We start from the raw sequence: 15,367 nt of genomic DNA, 5'->3' as shown, positions 1-15,367 counted from the left end.
CGCTTCCTTCGCCAGGTCACCCGCTCAACCGAGAGACACGCTGTGCCCCGGGTGACTAGGCTATGGCTCACGGTGAGATCGACGGGCGGGGCCGTCGACAGTGTGTGCATGGGGTGGACGTGACTGACGCATACGAGCTCGACCCAGAGAAGCTGCCTCAGGCAATCGCAGACCTGGAAGCGGCGTACATTGCGGCGCAGGCACTGCTGGAGCGAAGTCGAGATATGGCGCTGATCAGGCCTGGCAATGGCGTCGACGAGGTAAGTGATAACGCTGCCGTGCAACTGAATCGACTTGCCGATGACCCGACTGTCGGTTCTCTTGCGGCTACCGGGCGAGGGCTGACGGACGCCATCTCTGAAACACGTGCGAAATTTAAAAGAATGCTTGCCGACTACCTGGAACTAGAGGACGTCAATCAGCTCCCGGATTACGACCTTTCTGCGTCCGAGGTGCCCCAGGCTACTGGATATTGGGAGCGGCAGGCGGCGCATAATGGACGCCGTGACGGCAATAGGCAGACTGCGGTCTAATGAATTACTTGATCCGAATGGGAGTCGGATGAATATCACTTCGTTGCGACGGCTTTCCTTGGTGGGACTGTATTTTCTGATACTAAGTGCCTGTAGTGTGGAAAGTGGTGGCTCGGCATCGCCGGCTGTCACGAGTGCGGCCGATGAGACCGGCGCGACTGAGCCTGATGTGTCGGGACAGTCTGCTGACCCCTCTGTTCCTGTGGTGCGGGATCCGAAGGATGCCACTGGTTTGGACGTCTGTGAACTCGTCTCCCCCGCTGCTGCTGCTACTGCCGGATTCGATCCTTCGGGGCGGCGTGACGAGGCCGAGGGCTATGAGGCGTGCCGCTGGGCCCCGCTGGATGATTCGCTTGCTGGGGTCAGTGTGAACGTCAGGGACGATCGTGGCGGTCTATCCTTGTTTTACGACCAGGAAGAACTCTTCTCTGATTTTACCGAGTTCTCGGTCGGCGGAAATCCTGGGGTGCAGGCCACGATCGGCGGGTCGGACGACTCCTCTATCTGTGATGTGCACGTTGGTCTGTCTGACTCGCAGTACATCTCGTTCCGGTCGTCGCGCGGTCCGGATCAGCCAGATGATCTAGATTCTTGCGACCAGGCATTTCGTCTAGCTGAAGCCGTTGTTCCAGAACTTCCGGATGCGTGAGTGGAGGTGGATTGATGGATGGGCCTGCGGAGCGTCTAGAGACAACAGATGTCAATTTTGAGAGTCGAACTGCGCACCAGTTGAGGCAGCAGCTCGACGCTCCTGGAAATGGCGGTGATTTCGGCGAATTGTTCCGCCAGTGGAGTGATGTAGCCGCCGACTTCGATCGGATCGGGGAGTACCTCGACACGGCGATCAAGAAGGCGGCCGCCGCCCACACCGGGACGGCCGCCGATGCCTCACAGGCTGCGGTCACGCCGCTCGCCGAGTACACCCGACAGGCGCGGGAACAGGCATTGGCGATCGGCAGCACCGTCTCGGTGCAAGGCCTCGCCCACCGGAGCGTCCGCTGGGACACACCGGAGAACCCCGCTGCCGGACCGCCCGCCAAGGAGGGTTTCGAGAGTTTCCTGCCTTCCGAATGGACCGGACACTCCGATCGGGTCGACGTCTATGAGGAGGAGAACCGAGTCGCTCGCCAGGCGATGTCCGCCTACCAGGACGAGTCCAACGCGCGTCTGCAGAGCATCCCGGCCTTCGCTCCGCCGCCGCCTGCCGACTACGCATTGGGCAGTGATGCGATCGCGACTCCGCTGGAGAACGGCGATCCGTCGCTGAGCCCGAGTTCTCCTGGGGGTGGGAACGACGGCGGGCCGGGTGGTGGCTGGACGTCGCCGAACAACGCGCTCCCCGCTGGACCTGATGGTTCTGGCGGCTCCGGCGGCAGCGGCTCCGGCTTCGGCGGCGGCTCGGGAGGCATCGCCGGCCCCGACGGTTCCAATGGCGGTGGATCACGGCCCGGCGGATACGGACCGGCGCCCGCGCCGGGCATCGGCACGGATTCGAACGCCCCTGGCGGCGGCCCGAGCGTTCCCGTCGCACCCGGCGGCAACCTTCCCCATCCCGGCGGCTACCCACCCGGTGGACCACCGCCTGGTCAAGGCGGTTTCGCCCCGGGTGGCGGGTTCGGCGGTCCTGGAGTTCCGGGTGGCGGACGAGCGGGTGGACCTGGTGGGCCTCCTGGCGGCCGGCCTGGCGGTTTCGGCCCGGGCGGGGGCCCCGGCGGCAGGGTGCCCGGTGGCCTCAACGGGGGGCGGATGCCGGGTGGTTTCGGCCCGGGTGCTGGTTTCGGGCCTGGTGGTCCCGGTAGTCCCGGCGGTGGTTTCGGTCCTGGCGGGCCGAGCGGTGTCGGCGGTTCCTCGGGTGGCCGACTGCCCGGCGGCGGGTTCGGCCCGGCAGGCGGCGGTGCGGCAGGCGGTGCGGGCATGGCAGGCGGCGGCGCGGGTGGGCGTGGCGGCGACGGCGAGGAAGACAAGGAACACCAGCGCGCGGACTATCTGCTGGAGGACGCCGATGTCTTCGGTGACGACCGCAAGGTGGCCCCGCCGGTCTTCGGCGCCTGAGAGACAGCCGGACACCGTAGCCGCAGATCGTCGGGCGGCCGCCGGGTGACGACTCGCGCCCTGCGGCACCGAGACCGCCTTCCTCGTTCGGTGCGCGCAGGATCGTCGGAGGCCGTCTCCTCGCCGGACGCCGGTCTGGCTCGCCTGGTGGTCGGCGGGACGCCGTCCCGTGAGGCGTGTCGACCTCGCGGCGGCAGCGCCTGCGGTGCCGCCGCAGCCGCGCAAGTCCGAGGCGGGCGTGACCTCGCCGAGACTCCGCCCGCAGGGTCGGAATCCGGCCTGTCGTCCGCCCCGGACGGCTGAAGCCTCGCGGTGGGTTCAGTCGGCCGAGAAGGTGATTCGCCCCGCACAGACCGTCAACGTCACCCGGTGCGCGAAGACGCGGCCGATGAACGGAGAGTTCCGGGAGGCGCTGCGTGTCTCGTCCGCCCGCACTTCCCACGGCGTGTCCGAGGCGACCAGGCAGAAGCTCGCGGTTTCGCCCACGGCAGGCGGGCGGCCCGCGCGGTCGGCGATGTCGCCGATGACAGCGGGTCGGTGCGAGAGGACGCGGGCGACGCCCGTCCAGTCCACTCCGGACTTCTCGGTGAACACCTCGGCGACCACGGCCAACGCGGTCTCCAGACCGGTCAGGCCGAAGGCCGCCGCCGCCCACGTACCACGCTTGCGATGGTCGGGATGGGGAGCGTGATCGGTGGCGACGACGTCGATGACGCCCTCGCGGAGTGCCTGCCGCAACAGCGGCGGCACGGCGGGCGGGCGTAGCGGCGGATTGACCTTCACCGAGGGGTCGGCGGTGGCGCAGGCGTCCGTGTCGAGCAGCAGGTGGTGGGGCGTCACCTCGGCCGTGACGCGGGCGCCGCGTCGCCGTGCCCAGTCCAGCACCGCGAGAGTGCCGGGGGAGGAGACATGGCAGACGTGCAGCGGTGCGTCATGCTCCATCGCCAGCAGGACGTCCCTGGCCACCACGACGTCCTCGGCGACCATCGGCCACGGGGTCAGCCCGAGCGCGCCCGCGATGCTCGCATCGATCTGGCCGCCTGCCGCCAGCGCCTCGCTCTGGGCGTGCTGGGCCAGGACACCGCCCAGCGGCCCGAGCCGTCGCAGGGCCTGATCGACCAGACGCGTGTTGTCGACGCAGCGGCCGTCGTCGGAGAACATCCGCACGCCTGCGGCTCGCAGTGCCGCCAGGTCGGTGAGCCGTTCGCCGTTAAGCCCGACCGTCACGGCGGCGACCGGGTGCACCCTGGTCGAGGCGCCGTCGGCGAGGTCGGCGAGCTGCTCAACGCGGGCGACGGTGTCGGTGACCGGCGAGGTGTTGGCCATGGCGAACACGTCGGTGAAGCCGCCCGCCGCTGCGGACGCCGTACCGGAGCGGACGGTCTCGGCGTCCTCCCCGCCCGGCTCTCGGAGGTGGGTGTGCAGGTCGACCAGGCCGGGCAGCAGCACCGCGTCCCGACCGTCGATCTCCCCGGCCCCCAGCGGGCCCGTCGACGGCTCCCCGATCGCGCTGATCCGCCCGGCGGTGACCTCGACGTCCACGGCGGGGCCGCCCAACGGCCGTACTCGACGTAGTCGCAGGCTCGTCACGTCCGCTCCCCGTCGGTCAGCGCGAAGACCGGGCCGTCGGCGCAGATGAGCGGGCTCTCGCCCTCGGTGGTGGCTGCGGCGCTCGCGCAGCCGTGGCAGTAGCCCAGTCCGCAGGCCATGTGCGCCTCCAGGGAGACCTGCACCGTCGAGCCCCAGCGGGCCGCCAGCTCGCCGCAGAGCCGCGCGAGCCGATCCGATCCACAGACCATGATCTGCTGCGGAGGGCGCTCGTCGAGCAGCGTGCGCAGTCTCCTCGCCAGGCGGTCGACGTCGCTCGTCCCCGCCTCGTCCGTCACGGTGACCGCCTCGGTGACGCCGAGCTCCGCCAGGTCCGCGCCGCCCACCAGGGCCTCCTCGGTCCTGGCGCTGAGGACGCCGGTCACCGCGACCTCGTGTCGCACCGCGTCCTCGACCACCGTCATGATCGAGCAGACGCCGATGCCGCGTCCGACCACGAGCAGTCGATCCGTCTCCGGCGACAGCGTGAAGCCCTGCCCCAGCGGGCCGGTGATCAGCAGCGACTCGCCGGGGCGGACGGCGGTCAGCGCCCGCGTGCCCGCGCCGCCCGCCCGGTAGACGATCTCGAAGGAGTCGTCGGATGCCCGTCTGCGATGGACGGCCATCGGCCTGGGCAGCACCGAGCGGGCCGCCACCCCTGCCGGGATCGTGACCATCACGAACTGGCCCGCCCGAGTGCGTTCGGAGATCGTCGGAGAGCGGAGGACCAGCCGGTGATGCGCGTCCCCGAGATGCTCGTGGCGCAGCACCGCGCACTCGTCCCAGGTCGGCGTCGGCCGCGTCGCCTCGGGCAGGGCCGCGATCCGGTCCACGATTCCCCGGGGGGTCACGGGGCCCGTCATGATCCGCCGTCCTGGGCGGGTCCTGGTTCGAGGCCGTCTGCCGAGTCCATGCCGAGGACCGCCTCGGCGAGTACGGCGGTGCCCTCGACGATCTGCTCCACCGACGTCCACTCGGCGGGGGTGTGACTGAGACCGTCGCGGCTCGGCACGAAGAGCATCCCGGCAGGCACGACGCGGTTGACCATCTGGCTGTCGTGGCTGGCCCCGCTGGGCATGACGCGATACGCCGTCCCGGTGCGCTCCGCCGCGCCGATGAGCTGCGCCCGCAGCCCGGCGGGCAGGACGACGGGGGAGGTGTCGGCCAGCAGACGATGCGAGAAGCCGACGCCGCGCCGGACGGCCACACCCGCCGCATGGTCGAGGAACTCGCGGACGGTGGCCCGTTGCCGGACGCTGTCGACGTCGCGGACGTCCACGCCGAGGACGACCGAGCCGGGGATGGTCGTCAGCGCGCCCGGCAGCACCGTCAGCCGTCCGACCGTGGCCCTGGTGCCGTGATGCCGGGAGTCCCAGGCCAACGACTCCGCCGCCAGCACCAGTTCGGCGGCCGCCGCGAGGGCGTCCGACCGCAGGTGCATCGGCGTTCCGCCGGTGTGCGAGGCCACCCCGCTCAGCGTGATCTCCAGCCGGGTGCTGCCGGAGATCACGTCGACGATCCCCAACGGCAGGTCCGAGGACTCCAGCACGCTGCCCTGCTCGATGTGCAGTTCGAGGAAGGCCAGCCAGTCGGCGGCGTCCCACCGGGCCTCGCCGGCGCGGTCCGGGGCCAGCCCGACCGAGCGCATCGCCTCGGCCATCGTGGTCCCCTCGTGATCGGTGAGCCGATCGAGGTCGGCCGAGTCGGTCAGCCCGGCGACGATGCGGCTGCCGGTGCAGGCCTGGCCGAAGCGGGCGCCCTCCTCGGCGGCGAAGACGACCACGCGATAGGGGTGACGGAGTCGGATGTCGGATTCGGCCAGCAGCCGGGCCACCTCCACGGCGGCGACCACGCCCGCGATGCCGTCGAAGCGCCCGCCCGACGGGACGCTGTCCAGGTGGGACCCGCTGCCGATCGCAGGCGCCCCGGCCACGGAGCCCGGCAGCTCGGCGATCGTGTTGCCTGCGACGTCGGTGTGCACCCGGCAGCCCAGCGCCGCCAGTTCCTCGGCGGCGTACCGGTGCGCCGCCCGTTCCAGCTCCGTGAAGGCCAGCCTGGTCACGCCAGGTCCCGGCTCGCTCAGCGTCGCGAAATGCTCGAGGTCGGCGCGAATACGATCGGCTCGGGGGGCCAGGCGACGAGGCGTGCCGGTCGGCTCGCTCACTGCTTCGACGGCCGCCGTGGCAGGCGGCCCGACGGGGGTCACGACCGCTCCGATGCTGCGGCCAGCTCGTCGGACCGGACGGCGACCACGGTCGCGACGACCTCGCCGCCGCCGCGGGTCGTGATCGCGGTGAGCGGTCCCAGATCGTGTCGATCGTCCTCGGTCGCGAACACCACGCCGAGTCGTGCCCCGTGCAGACGGTGCGCCGCGACGATCACCTGGCCGAGATCCTCGTACACCGTCACCCGCGCCACGCCGAGTTCCCGCGCCGCGATGTGGCTCAGCACGGCGTCGCGGGCGTCGTCCCAGGCGACGACGAGGTCCACCGCGTGGCTGCGCAGTTCGGCGGCCGCGATCCGGCCGAGCCGCTCGGCTGCGGCGGGCGAGCGCGAGAGGTCCAGCGTGGCGCCGGTCTGATCCTCGGCGGTGTCGATCAGCTCGCGCGCCGCGGCCACGACGTCGGCGCGTGGGATGGGACTGTTCATCGGTTCTCTCCCTCGTACGGCGGCGCGATCTGTGGTGGGGATCGCGATACGGGCGGTTCTCGCGGTCAGCTCAGCGCGTGGAGGAGGGTCGACCAGCGCGCGACGGTGAGGCGCTGCCGGGCGACCCAGCTCTCCAGTTCGAACCTCGCGGGGGCGGGGACCGCTCCGATCAGCGCGACGGTCTCGAGCCCGTGCACCTCGCCGAGGATCACGACAGGCGCGTCGGCGGCCGATGGCGCCTGCTCGGTGCCGGTCGACGTCGGCGAACCGATCGCCGCCCCCGTGCCCAGCACCGCGAAGGGGAGACCGGTGTGCAGCGAGACGGCCGTGGCCAGTGCGGCGTCCGCCGGTCGCGGGGCGATGACGCGATCGACGGATCGGGGCAGCTCGCGCGCCAGCACCTCGGCGGCGCGGCGCAGCAGCGAGGGCCGGACCACCCAGCCGGGGTCGTCGAGGGTGCGGGCCAGGGTCTGCTCCGGGGTGGGGCCCGGGACGACGGCCGTGGCGAGCAGGTCTGCCCGGAGTTCGGTCAGGTCGAGCCCGTCTGATCCGCCGTGCGCGCCTGCGCCGGACCCGGCAGGTCCGATGGCGACGCGGGTCGGGGCGTCCGGTGCCGTTCGGGTGCTCATTGCCGTCCTCTCTCCATAGCCAGTGCCTCCTCGTCCGACCAGCCGAGGCCGAGCGACAGCTCCCTGGCCGTGCGCAGGGTGATCTCGATGGCGCGGGTCCTGGCCAACGGACTGGTCATCCGGGAGGACGCCGCCGCCAGGGTGACGCTGGATGTGACCGTCTGGTCGGCGGCGATCACCGGAGCGGCCACCGCCCACACGTTCCGATCGAGTTCGTCGGAGCAGACGTCGTACCCCTGTGCCCGCACCGTCTTCAGGTGGGCCATCACCTCGTCGACGGTGCGCGGGGTGTCGGTGGTGAAGCCGGTCAGGGTGGTCGACTCCAGTAAGGATCGAACGAGGTCCTCCGGCAGGAAGGCGAGGATCGATCGGCTCGCCGCCGCCGCGTGCAGTGGCATCTCCTGGCCGATGCGGACGAACAGCCGGAGCGGGTGGCGGGCCTCCACCAGCGCGACGCACACCGGTTCCCGTCCGATCATCTCGGTGGCGAAGACGGTCTCGCCGCTCTCGGCCGCCGCCGAGGCCAGTGCGGGCGGCGGCGCGACCAGGCTGCTTCCGCCGCCTGCGGCGAAGCCGCCCAGCTTCCGTGCGGCCGGGCCGAGGAAGTACCGCTTGTTCACGGGCGATCGGCTGACGAAGTACCGATCCACCAGCGTCGCGAGCAGCCGGTGCAGGCTGCCCAGCGGGATGCCCAGCTCCTCGTGCAGGTCTTGGAGGGTCTTCCCTCGGTCCGATTCGGTGAGCGACGTGAGTACGTCGAGTGCTCTCACGACGACCTGCATGGGCTTGTCGGCGGTCATCTGCGCCCCAGTCCTTGGACGTAGTCGGTGAGCCGTGTCGCGCCCGCCGCCCTGGTCATGGCGGCGAGCTCACGGATGATCTCCACCATGATGTAGGGCTTCGTGAAGTGAGCGGTGCCGATCTGGACGGCTGCGGCGCCCACTTCGAGGAAGTCGAGGGCGTCGTGGGCCGTCTCGATGCCGCCGCAGCCGATGACGGGGATGTCGACGGCCTGTGCCGCGGTCCAGGCGAGCCGGAGTGCGAGGGGCTTCACGGCCGGTCCGGACACGCCGCCGACCCGGTTGCCGAGCACGGGACGTCGGGTGTGTCGGTCGAGGACCATGCCGGGAAAGGAGTTGGCGACGGTCAGCCCGGCCGCGCCTGCCTCCTCGGCGGCGCGGGCCACCTCCTCGATGGAGGACACCATCGGGGTCAGCTTGACCAGCACGGGCACGTCGACGCGGGCCACGACTCCGGCGACCACCGCGGCGACCGTCGCCGGATCGGTCCCGATCTCCAGGCCGCCGCCCTCCAGGTTCGGGCAGGAGACGTTCACCTCGACGGCCTCGAACCGGCCGGGCGGCTCCGCCGTTCCCGTGTCGCCCTCCGCGTCGGTCAGCTCCTCCGCCACGGTCAGGTACTCCGCGACCGTCAGGCCGCCGAGACTGACCACGACGGGCACGCCGAGCGCCCGGTACCGGGGCAGCACGTCGCGGAGGAACGTCGGGGTGCCCAGGCTGGGGATGCCGACGCTGTTGATCATCCCCGTGCTGGTCTCGGTGAGTCGGTGGGCCGGGTTCCCGCCACGCCGCCCGGAGAAGACCGTCTTGGTGACGCTTGCGCCGACCTCGTGCATCGGGACCAGCGGCGCGAGTTCGGGGCCGAAGCAGCCGGAGGCGGGCATGACCGGATTGCGCAGCCGCAGCGGCCCGAGGTCCACCGACATGTCGACGTCGAGCGCAGCGGCATCGGCGAAGAACCGGTCGCGCGCGTCGCCGTGGTGCCCGGCGACGCCGTCCTCATCGGGCAGGACGTGTGCGGGGGAAGCACTCATCGGGCCTCCGTCGGAGCCCGGCCCAGCTCGCCTGCTGCGGTCACGGCGACGCGCAGCATCCGGAGCTGCGCGGGCTCGTAGTCCTCCAGCCACTGGTCGGTGGCTCGGGAGGCATGGGCGACGAGGATGCCGCCGACCCGGAGTCCGAGTGCGGCGCCGACGACGAGCACCGTCTCGCACTCCATGTCCATGCCGTCCACCGACCGGGACTCGATCTCGGCCAGCCGGGCGGCGGCTCGACCTTCCAGGCCGGGGACGGGCCTGCCCTCGCCGACGTAGTAGGAGTCGCAGGAGATCACGCCGATGTCGTGCGGGGTCTCCCCTGCGGAGGCCGCGGCGGCGCGCAGCGCCGCGCTCACCTCGGGCGAGGACTGTGCGGGCGTGGCCGGATCGGCGTAGCACGCGGCGGCGCCGCCGTCCCGTACCGCCGTGGTCACCACGCACAGGTCGCCGGGGGCGATGTGCGCGGCGAGCGCGCCCATGCCGCCGGTCCGGATGACGGTGTGGACGCCCAGCCTGGCCAGCTCGACGAGCGCGATCTCGGTCGACGGTCCGCCGATGCCGGTCGAGCACACCGCGACCTCGACGGCGCCGACGCGGCCGACACCGAGGCGGAACTCCCGGTTCTGGCCGAGCAGCCGGAAGTCGTCGAGCACCTGACCGGCGCGGTCCACTCGAGCCGGGTCGCCCGGAAGCAGACAGATCGCGGGCAGGCCCTCCTCCGAGGAGATCGGGAGGTGCGGGGGCCTGCCGTTCAGCCAGGGATCAGCGGCACTCCGAGTCACCGGTCATCCTTCCGTCAGATGGAAGAGCATTGTTCAGATCGCACAGTCTGCGGGTGGTCGAGGTCTGGAGTCAACCGCTCCCGACTCGTTCTTCTCCGTGACGGATCGCATACATTCCGCTCTGATCAGCCAAGACGTCGCGAGTATGTCGGAGATCCACCTCACGTGGCTGCGGGCATCTCGCCGGATCTAATTTCGGGCAAACACTTCCGTAACGCGGAAGCAATGCCTATCGTCGACGCTCAATCAGCACCGAACGCGATTTGTGACCAGGTTTTGCGACGATCCCCTGGAGCTGCACCGTGACGCACAACGCCTATGCGAGCCCACCGCCCTCGTCGCCCGACACCGGGCGCGGCCTGCTGGCGGTCCGGGGCGTCAGCAAGGACTACACGAGCCTGCACGGCGAGACCGTGCACGCACTCGACGACGTCAACCTCACGGTCGACGAGGGCGAGATCATCGCGATCATCGGCCCGTCCGGCTGCGGCAAGTCCACTCTGCTGCGCATGCTCGCCGGACTCGACGACGACTACGACGGCGAGATCGTCTGGGAACGGCCGCCCCGGCCCGGACGGGACATCGGCTTCGTGTTCCAGGAGCCCGCGCTGCTGCCCTGGCGCACGGTCGAGCGCAACGTGCGCCTGGGCATCGAGGTGCAGAAGGAACGGCTCGACCGGGCCGACGAGCGGGTCGCCACCCTGCTGGAACTCGTCGGACTCAGCGGCTTCGCCAAGTCCTTCCCCAAGGAGCTGTCCGGCGGGATGCGGCAACGGGTCGCGATCGTGCGTGCCCTGGCCTACGACCCGAGGATTCTGCTGATGGACGAGCCCTTCGGCGCGCTCGACGCCATCACCAGGGACCGCCTGCACGACGACATCCTGCGCATCTGGGAGGAGACCAGGAAGACGATCGTGTTCGTCACGCACAGCGTGGAGGAGGCCGCCTACCTGGCCGACCGCGTCGTGGTGATGTCGCCTCGGCCGGGACGGCTGCAGGCGGTGCACGACGTGCCGCTGGACCGGAACCGGTCCGCTGCCACCCGTGAGCTTCCCGAGTTCGCCCGCTTCGTCGGCATGCTGCGAGGTGAGCTGCGATGACCGCGGTTCGACAGCGCATCGCGGCCCCGCAGCGCAGGGCACGAGTCCGACGACCCGGCCCCCCGGTGAAGCGGTCCCCTGCGCGGCGCGTCGCCGTCGGCCTCGGGTATCTCGCGGTCGTCCTGCTGCTCTGGCAGCTCTACGTCACCGTCGCGGACGTGCCCGCCTACCTGCTGCCCGGACCGACGGCCGTCCTGGCCTCGATCGGCGGCCTGATGACGAGCGGCGAGCTGTGGCCGCACCTCTTCTACACCCTGCGCAACATCGTCATCGGCCTGGCGGCGGGCGTGGTCATCGGCTCGTTGCTGGGCTGGCTGCTCAGCTCCTTCCGCACCGTGCGGATGGTGCTCGCGCCGTACGTGGTGATCCTCCAGGCCGCACCCAAGATCGCGCTGGCGCCGCTGCTGGTGCTGTGGTTCGGCCTCGGTCTCGGTTCGCAGCTCACCCTGATCGTGCTGCTCGCCTTCTTCCCGATGATGATCGCGATGATGCTCGGGCTCGGTGAGGTCACCGACGAGCAGCGTGCCCTCGGGCGGGTCCTGGATCTCGGTCCTGGGCGCTTCTTCACCGTCATCCAGCTCCCCACCGCCCTGCCCGCCCTGTTCTCCGGGGCCAGGATCGCCGTCGTCGACGCCATGACCGGCGCCTTTCTCGCCGAGTACATCTCGGCGCAGCAGGGCCTCGGCTTCCTGATGGTGCAGGGCCGCAGCACCTACGACACCCCGCAGCTCCTGGCGGCGGTGGTCCTCACCGTGATCGTCGGACTCACCGGATTCGCCCTCGTTGCGGCGTGGGAGAAGCGAGCGCTGCCATGGCGATGACCGCACCGTCGTCGCGACCTGCCGGGCCGTCGCGACCTGCCGAAAGGACCCGACCGATGCACCTTCCTCGACTCGGCGCGCGCGTCGTGGCCGCGCTCGGCGTCGTCGCCGCGCTGGCGGTCGGCGCGTGCAGTCCCGCCGCGATGCTGCGGGACTCCTCGCTGGCGGGCGGGGGTGACACGACCGCCGTCACGATTCAGATCGACGGCTCGGCGGTGCCCTACTACGCCCCGTTGTACGCGGCGGTCGAGCAGGGCTACTTCGCCGACGAGGGGCTGGACGTCGAGTTCAGCTACGCCAACGGCGCGGACATCGTGCAGAACGTCGCGGCGGGCAACGTCGACTTCGGCTTCCCCAACGCCGACTCGGTGATCACCGCCCGCGCGAACGGCGTCCGAACCTCCGTCGTGCACACCACCTACCAGCGCGGCATCGGCGCGCTGCTGTTCGACAACGCCTCCGGGATCTCCTCGCCCGCCGACCTGGCGGGTCGCTCGGTGGCGGTCACGGACCTGGGCAGCCCGAACTATGCGCAGCTGCAGGCCATGCTCGCCCGAGAGGGGCTGAGCCTGGACGACGTCCAGCTACGCACCATCGGGACCGGCGCGATCGTCCAGGCGTTGCAGAACGGCGAGGTCGACGCGATCGCCTTCTCGCGACTCCGCTACTTCGCGCTGCGGACGGCGGGAGTGGACGTCGGACAGATCCTCAGCGACGAGTACCTGCCGTCCTTCGGGAACGTCCTGATCACCGGGCCGGAGACGGCCTCGCTGCGGCCGCAGGTGGCGGGCGGCTTCGCCCGTGCGCTCGACGCGGGCATCCAGCACACGATCGACAACGTCGAGGAGACCGTCGACATGGCGATCGAGAAGTACGCGCCGACCTTCGAGGGACAGAACGCGGAGATCGCCGACGTCGTGCGGGAGGTCTTCGTCGCCGAGTTGTGGCAGTCCGATCAGACGAGGGAGCACGGCCTCGGCCACGGCGACCTGGACCGGTGGCAGGCCGCCATCGACTCCCAGGCGGAGTTCGGCCTGATCGAGGAGACCTTCGACGCCGCCGACCTGGTGAGGAACGCAGATGACATCGACAAGTGACCGCGTCGACGATCGGCTGACGAAGCGGAGCGGCGGCCGGTCCGGCCGCAGCGGGCCCGCGCGCGACGCCCATCACGGCGGACCTGCTCCGGTGCTCGTCGGCGCCCTGTCCCTGGCAGGCGGCGTCGCACTGTGGTGGCTGATCGCCGCGTTCTCCGGCGTCCCAGACCACATGCTTCCGACGCCCGGAGCACTGCTGACGAGGACCGTCTCCCTCTGGCAGACGGGCGGCCTGGCGATCCACCTGCTGGAGACGCTGGCCGAGGTGCTCCAGGGCGTGGTCATCGGCGGGGTGATCGGCGTCCTGATCGCCGTGCTGTTCGTCCGGGTCCAGTGGGTGGAGCGCCTGCTCATGCCCGTCATCGTCGTGGTGCAGGTGACGCCGAAGATCTCCATCGCCCCGCTGATCGTGCTGTGGCTGGGGCTCGGCATCGGATCGAAGATCACTCTGATCGCCCTGGTGACCTTCTACCCGATCCTGATCACCATGGTCACCAGGCTGCGGGGCATGTCGGAGTCCCTGCACGACCTGGCCGACGTGCTCGACATCGGCGGAACCCGCCGACTGCTGACCATCGAGCTGCCCTACAGCCTCCCCGCGATCGCCGCCGGGCTGCGCGTCGGCGTGCTCCAGGCCGTCACCGCCGCCGTCATCGGTGAGTTCATCGGTGCCACCGCAGGGCTTGGCTACCTGGAGAAGCAGGCGCAGGACAACGACGACGTCCAGGTCGTGATGATCTGTCTGATCCTGCTGTGCCTGATCGGCTGGCTGCTCTATTCACTGGTCGGACTGCTGGAACGCCGACTGACCCGGCGTTTCGGCGGCTGAGCCTCGGCCGAGTCGCTGCCGTGGTCGCGTCGGAGCCTGCGCGCCGACGTCGGACGGTCGGCGACCACGGCAGCGGCGCAGGGACTCCTCCTGCGGGTGGAGAAGGCGGTCGAGTCTTCTCCCCCGTAGGGCCCGCCCGGGTCCGGCCTCGCAGGCGATGCGGGCTGTGCTCGTCAGCGGCACGATATCGGTCATGTCGAACACACCCGGGCCGACGCAGCCCGGCCGCCGGATCGACGCGGTGGACGCGCTACGGGGTTTCGCACTCTGCGGGATCATCTTCATCAACATCCCGCAGACGCTGGACATGCTGCCGGATCTCTCCTCCGCGCCCGACGGGCTGCGTGTCTTCGTCCTCGGCCGGTTCTACCCGATCTTCTTCCTGCTGTTCGGCGTCGGCTTCGGACTGTTCCTCCGCTCGGCTGCCCGGCGCAGCGACCGACCTCGCGTCCTGTTGATCCGTCGTCTCCTGGCACTGGCCGTGGCCGGCGCGGCACACCATCTGATGCAACCGGGGGAGGTGCTGTTGCCCTTCGCGATCACCGGTCTGGTGGTCCTGCTGCCCTTGAGCTTCGCGACGGCGAGGCTTTCGCTCGTCCTGGGGCTGCTCCTCACCGCTGTGGGGCTCCTTGCCGGTGTCGGCGGGCTCGCCCTGCTGCCGGGGCTGTTCGCCCTGGGTTTCGCGATGGCCACACTTGGCACTGCCGAACAACTGCCGAGCCGCACCGGCACGCTAGCCGGGGCGGCGGCGGTGTTCGCCGTGATCGCCGGGGCCTCTTACTGGCTCGTGGTGGGCGTCGTGCCCGCCGTGGTCGGCCAGCGACTCGGCCTGGTGTTCTCGCTGACGATGTCCCTGGCCTATGCCTCGCTGTTCCTGCTGCTGTTGCGCACCCCGGTAGGGCCGGTGCTCTCCGGACTGTTCGCCCCGCTCGGCAGGCTCGCGCTCACCAACTATCTCTCCGCGACCGTGCTCTTCGTGACGTTCGGCGCGCTGCTAGGCCTGCGTGGCTCCGACGACTGGGGCACGGCCGCGCTGCTGGGCACGGCCATCCTGGTCGTGCAAGCGGTGTGGAGTCCGCTGTGGCTGCGTAGCTTCCGCTACGGTCCGCTGGAGTGGGCTTGGCGCTGTGTCACCTACTGGCGGCTGCTGCCCATCCGGCCCGCCGTCTCCTCGGACGTCGACGAGATCCGGCCGCGGACAGACGTCGGCGCAGCATGAGAAGGCACGGCGGCAACGCAGCCGAGGCCCGGCGCGGCTCGGCGTCCGGTCACGGGGATCGGACCTGGACCTGCGTCGTCGAGGTGGACGGCTACGGTCGTCGTGCCGATGACCGGGTGGGCGGCGGGACGCCGTGCCGCACCCGGCACAGTGGTGGCCGTGCCCCACACCGCTCCGAGCCCGGTGAGCCCGCCGTCGAGCTGCGCGCCCAGTTCGCGTGATCCACACACTC

The 15,367-nt window shown here is 70.7% G+C and carries 17 protein-coding genes; 9 read left to right on the top strand and 8 right to left on the bottom strand.

The annotated features are described in order from the left end of the window. Positions 1–119 precede the first annotated feature (119 nt). The 3 genes from UA74_RS32395 (at position 120) to UA74_RS34135 (ending at position 2,585) form a co-directional block, all read left to right on the top strand. A complete protein-coding gene (locus UA74_RS32395; protein ID WP_157442320.1) occupies positions 120–533 on the top strand; it encodes a hypothetical protein in 414 nt (137 codons plus the stop codon). A gap of 28 nt (positions 534–561) precedes the next feature. Further along, entirely contained in the window at positions 562–1,182 is a 621-nt protein-coding gene (locus UA74_RS24135) for a DUF3558 domain-containing protein (protein WP_198042848.1), read from the top strand. An 80-nt stretch (positions 1,183–1,262) separates the two neighbouring features. Further along, entirely contained in the window at positions 1,263–2,585 is a 1,323-nt protein-coding gene (locus UA74_RS34135) for a hypothetical protein (protein ID WP_157442319.1), read from the top strand. A 318-nt stretch (positions 2,586–2,903) separates the two neighbouring features. On the opposite strand, the gene UA74_RS24125 is transcribed toward UA74_RS34135, so the two are convergent. The 8 genes from UA74_RS24125 to UA74_RS24090 all read right to left on the bottom strand — a co-directional run bounded on the left by UA74_RS24125 (position 2,904) and on the right by UA74_RS24090 (position 10,069). Then, complete coding sequence (locus UA74_RS24125) at positions 2,904–4,175, bottom strand: dihydroorotase (RefSeq protein ID WP_075765534.1); 1,272 nt, start codon at positions 4,173–4,175, stop codon at positions 2,904–2,906. Then, positions 4,172–5,035: an iron-sulfur cluster-binding protein gene (locus tag UA74_RS24120; RefSeq protein ID WP_075765532.1), complete on the bottom strand. Its 864-nt coding sequence runs from the start codon at positions 5,033–5,035 to the stop codon at positions 4,172–4,174. Before UA74_RS24120 ends, UA74_RS24125 begins: the two co-directional genes overlap by 4 nt. Beyond that, positions 5,032–6,336 carry a Zn-dependent hydrolase gene (locus UA74_RS24115; protein ID WP_075766328.1) on the bottom strand — a complete coding sequence of 435 codons (1,305 nt, stop codon included), beginning with the start codon at positions 6,334–6,336 and terminating at the stop codon, positions 5,032–5,034. Before UA74_RS24115 ends, UA74_RS24120 begins: the two co-directional genes overlap by 4 nt. Positions 6,337–6,374: 38 nt before the next feature. After that, the gene (locus tag UA74_RS24110) at positions 6,375–6,821 is read right to left on the bottom strand and encodes a hypothetical protein (RefSeq protein WP_075742287.1); all 447 of its coding nucleotides are present in this window, start codon (positions 6,819–6,821) and stop codon (positions 6,375–6,377) included. A 65-nt stretch (positions 6,822–6,886) separates the two neighbouring features. Then, positions 6,887–7,450, bottom strand: coding sequence for a hypothetical protein (locus tag UA74_RS24105; protein WP_075742286.1), 564 nt, complete (start codon positions 7,448–7,450; stop codon positions 6,887–6,889). Beyond that, positions 7,447–8,250, bottom strand: a complete 804-nt coding sequence (locus UA74_RS24100; RefSeq protein WP_083683573.1) for an IclR family transcriptional regulator — start codon at positions 8,248–8,250, stop codon at positions 7,447–7,449. The genes UA74_RS24105 and UA74_RS24100 overlap by 4 nt, the downstream gene beginning before the upstream one ends. Next, complete coding sequence (locus UA74_RS24095) at positions 8,247–9,284, bottom strand: dihydroorotate dehydrogenase (RefSeq protein WP_083683571.1); 1,038 nt, start codon at positions 9,282–9,284, stop codon at positions 8,247–8,249. The genes UA74_RS24100 and UA74_RS24095 overlap by 4 nt, the downstream gene beginning before the upstream one ends. Continuing rightward, positions 9,281–10,069 carry a nucleoside phosphorylase gene (locus UA74_RS24090; RefSeq protein WP_083683570.1) on the bottom strand — a complete coding sequence of 263 codons (789 nt, stop codon included), beginning with the start codon at positions 10,067–10,069 and terminating at the stop codon, positions 9,281–9,283. The genes UA74_RS24095 and UA74_RS24090 overlap by 4 nt, the downstream gene beginning before the upstream one ends. A gap of 302 nt (positions 10,070–10,371) precedes the next feature. Between UA74_RS24090 and UA74_RS24085 the strand changes: the two genes are divergently transcribed. The 6 genes from UA74_RS24085 (at position 10,372) to UA74_RS33105 (ending at position 15,356) form a co-directional block, all read left to right on the top strand. Beyond that, positions 10,372–11,169 carry an ABC transporter ATP-binding protein gene (locus UA74_RS24085; protein ID WP_232237399.1) on the top strand — a complete coding sequence of 266 codons (798 nt, stop codon included), beginning with the start codon at positions 10,372–10,374 and terminating at the stop codon, positions 11,167–11,169. After that, positions 11,166–11,990: an ABC transporter permease gene (locus UA74_RS24080; RefSeq protein ID WP_075742285.1), complete on the top strand. Its 825-nt coding sequence runs from the start codon at positions 11,166–11,168 to the stop codon at positions 11,988–11,990. Before UA74_RS24085 ends, UA74_RS24080 begins: the two co-directional genes overlap by 4 nt. A gap of 56 nt (positions 11,991–12,046) precedes the next feature. Continuing rightward, positions 12,047–13,087 carry an ABC transporter substrate-binding protein gene (locus UA74_RS24075; RefSeq protein ID WP_075742284.1) on the top strand — a complete coding sequence of 347 codons (1,041 nt, stop codon included), beginning with the start codon at positions 12,047–12,049 and terminating at the stop codon, positions 13,085–13,087. Beyond that, positions 13,071–13,916, top strand: coding sequence for an ABC transporter permease (locus UA74_RS24070; protein ID WP_083683568.1), 846 nt, complete (start codon positions 13,071–13,073; stop codon positions 13,914–13,916). The genes UA74_RS24075 and UA74_RS24070 overlap by 17 nt, the downstream gene beginning before the upstream one ends. A 193-nt stretch (positions 13,917–14,109) precedes the next feature. Continuing rightward, entirely contained in the window at positions 14,110–15,135 is a 1,026-nt protein-coding gene (locus tag UA74_RS24065; RefSeq protein WP_075742282.1) for a DUF418 domain-containing protein, read from the top strand. Beyond that, entirely contained in the window at positions 15,132–15,356 is a 225-nt protein-coding gene (locus tag UA74_RS33105; protein WP_075742281.1) for a hypothetical protein, read from the top strand. The genes UA74_RS24065 and UA74_RS33105 overlap by 4 nt, the downstream gene beginning before the upstream one ends. Positions 15,357–15,367: the final 11 nt, after the last annotated feature.

It is taken from the genome of Actinoalloteichus fjordicus, assembly GCF_001941625.1.
In the GTDB taxonomy this organism is placed as follows: Bacteria; Actinomycetota; Actinomycetes; order Mycobacteriales; family Pseudonocardiaceae; genus Actinoalloteichus_A; species Actinoalloteichus_A fjordicus.
Note: the sequence above shows the minus strand (reverse complement) of the source record. Positions and strands in the feature narration are given on the sequence as shown.

What these genes read in the sequence shown, in the direction of transcription:
- UA74_RS24135 (WP_198042848.1), top strand. Translation starts at nt 562, where the DNA reads ATGAATATCACTTCGTTGCGACGGCTTTCCTTGGTGGGACTGTATTTT.
- UA74_RS24120 (WP_075765532.1), bottom strand. Translation starts at nt 5,035, where the DNA reads ATGACGGGCCCCGTGACCCCCCGGGGAATCGTGGACCGGATCGCGGCC.
- UA74_RS24110 (WP_075742287.1), bottom strand. Translation starts at nt 6,821, where the DNA reads ATGAACAGTCCCATCCCACGCGCCGACGTCGTGGCCGCGGCGCGCGAG.
- UA74_RS24105 (WP_075742286.1), bottom strand. Translation starts at nt 7,450, where the DNA reads ATGAGCACCCGAACGGCACCGGACGCCCCGACCCGCGTCGCCATCGGA.
- UA74_RS24100 (WP_083683573.1), bottom strand. Translation starts at nt 8,250, where the DNA reads ATGACCGCCGACAAGCCCATGCAGGTCGTCGTGAGAGCACTCGACGTA.
- UA74_RS24095 (WP_083683571.1), bottom strand. Translation starts at nt 9,284, where the DNA reads ATGAGTGCTTCCCCCGCACACGTCCTGCCCGATGAGGACGGCGTCGCC.
- UA74_RS24080 (WP_075742285.1), top strand. Translation starts at nt 11,166, where the DNA reads ATGACCGCGGTTCGACAGCGCATCGCGGCCCCGCAGCGCAGGGCACGA.
- UA74_RS24075 (WP_075742284.1), top strand. Translation starts at nt 12,047, where the DNA reads ATGCACCTTCCTCGACTCGGCGCGCGCGTCGTGGCCGCGCTCGGCGTC.
- UA74_RS24070 (WP_083683568.1), top strand. Translation starts at nt 13,071, where the DNA reads ATGACATCGACAAGTGACCGCGTCGACGATCGGCTGACGAAGCGGAGC.
- UA74_RS24065 (WP_075742282.1), top strand. Translation starts at nt 14,110, where the DNA reads ATGTCGAACACACCCGGGCCGACGCAGCCCGGCCGCCGGATCGACGCG.
- UA74_RS33105 (WP_075742281.1), top strand. Translation starts at nt 15,132, where the DNA reads ATGAGAAGGCACGGCGGCAACGCAGCCGAGGCCCGGCGCGGCTCGGCG.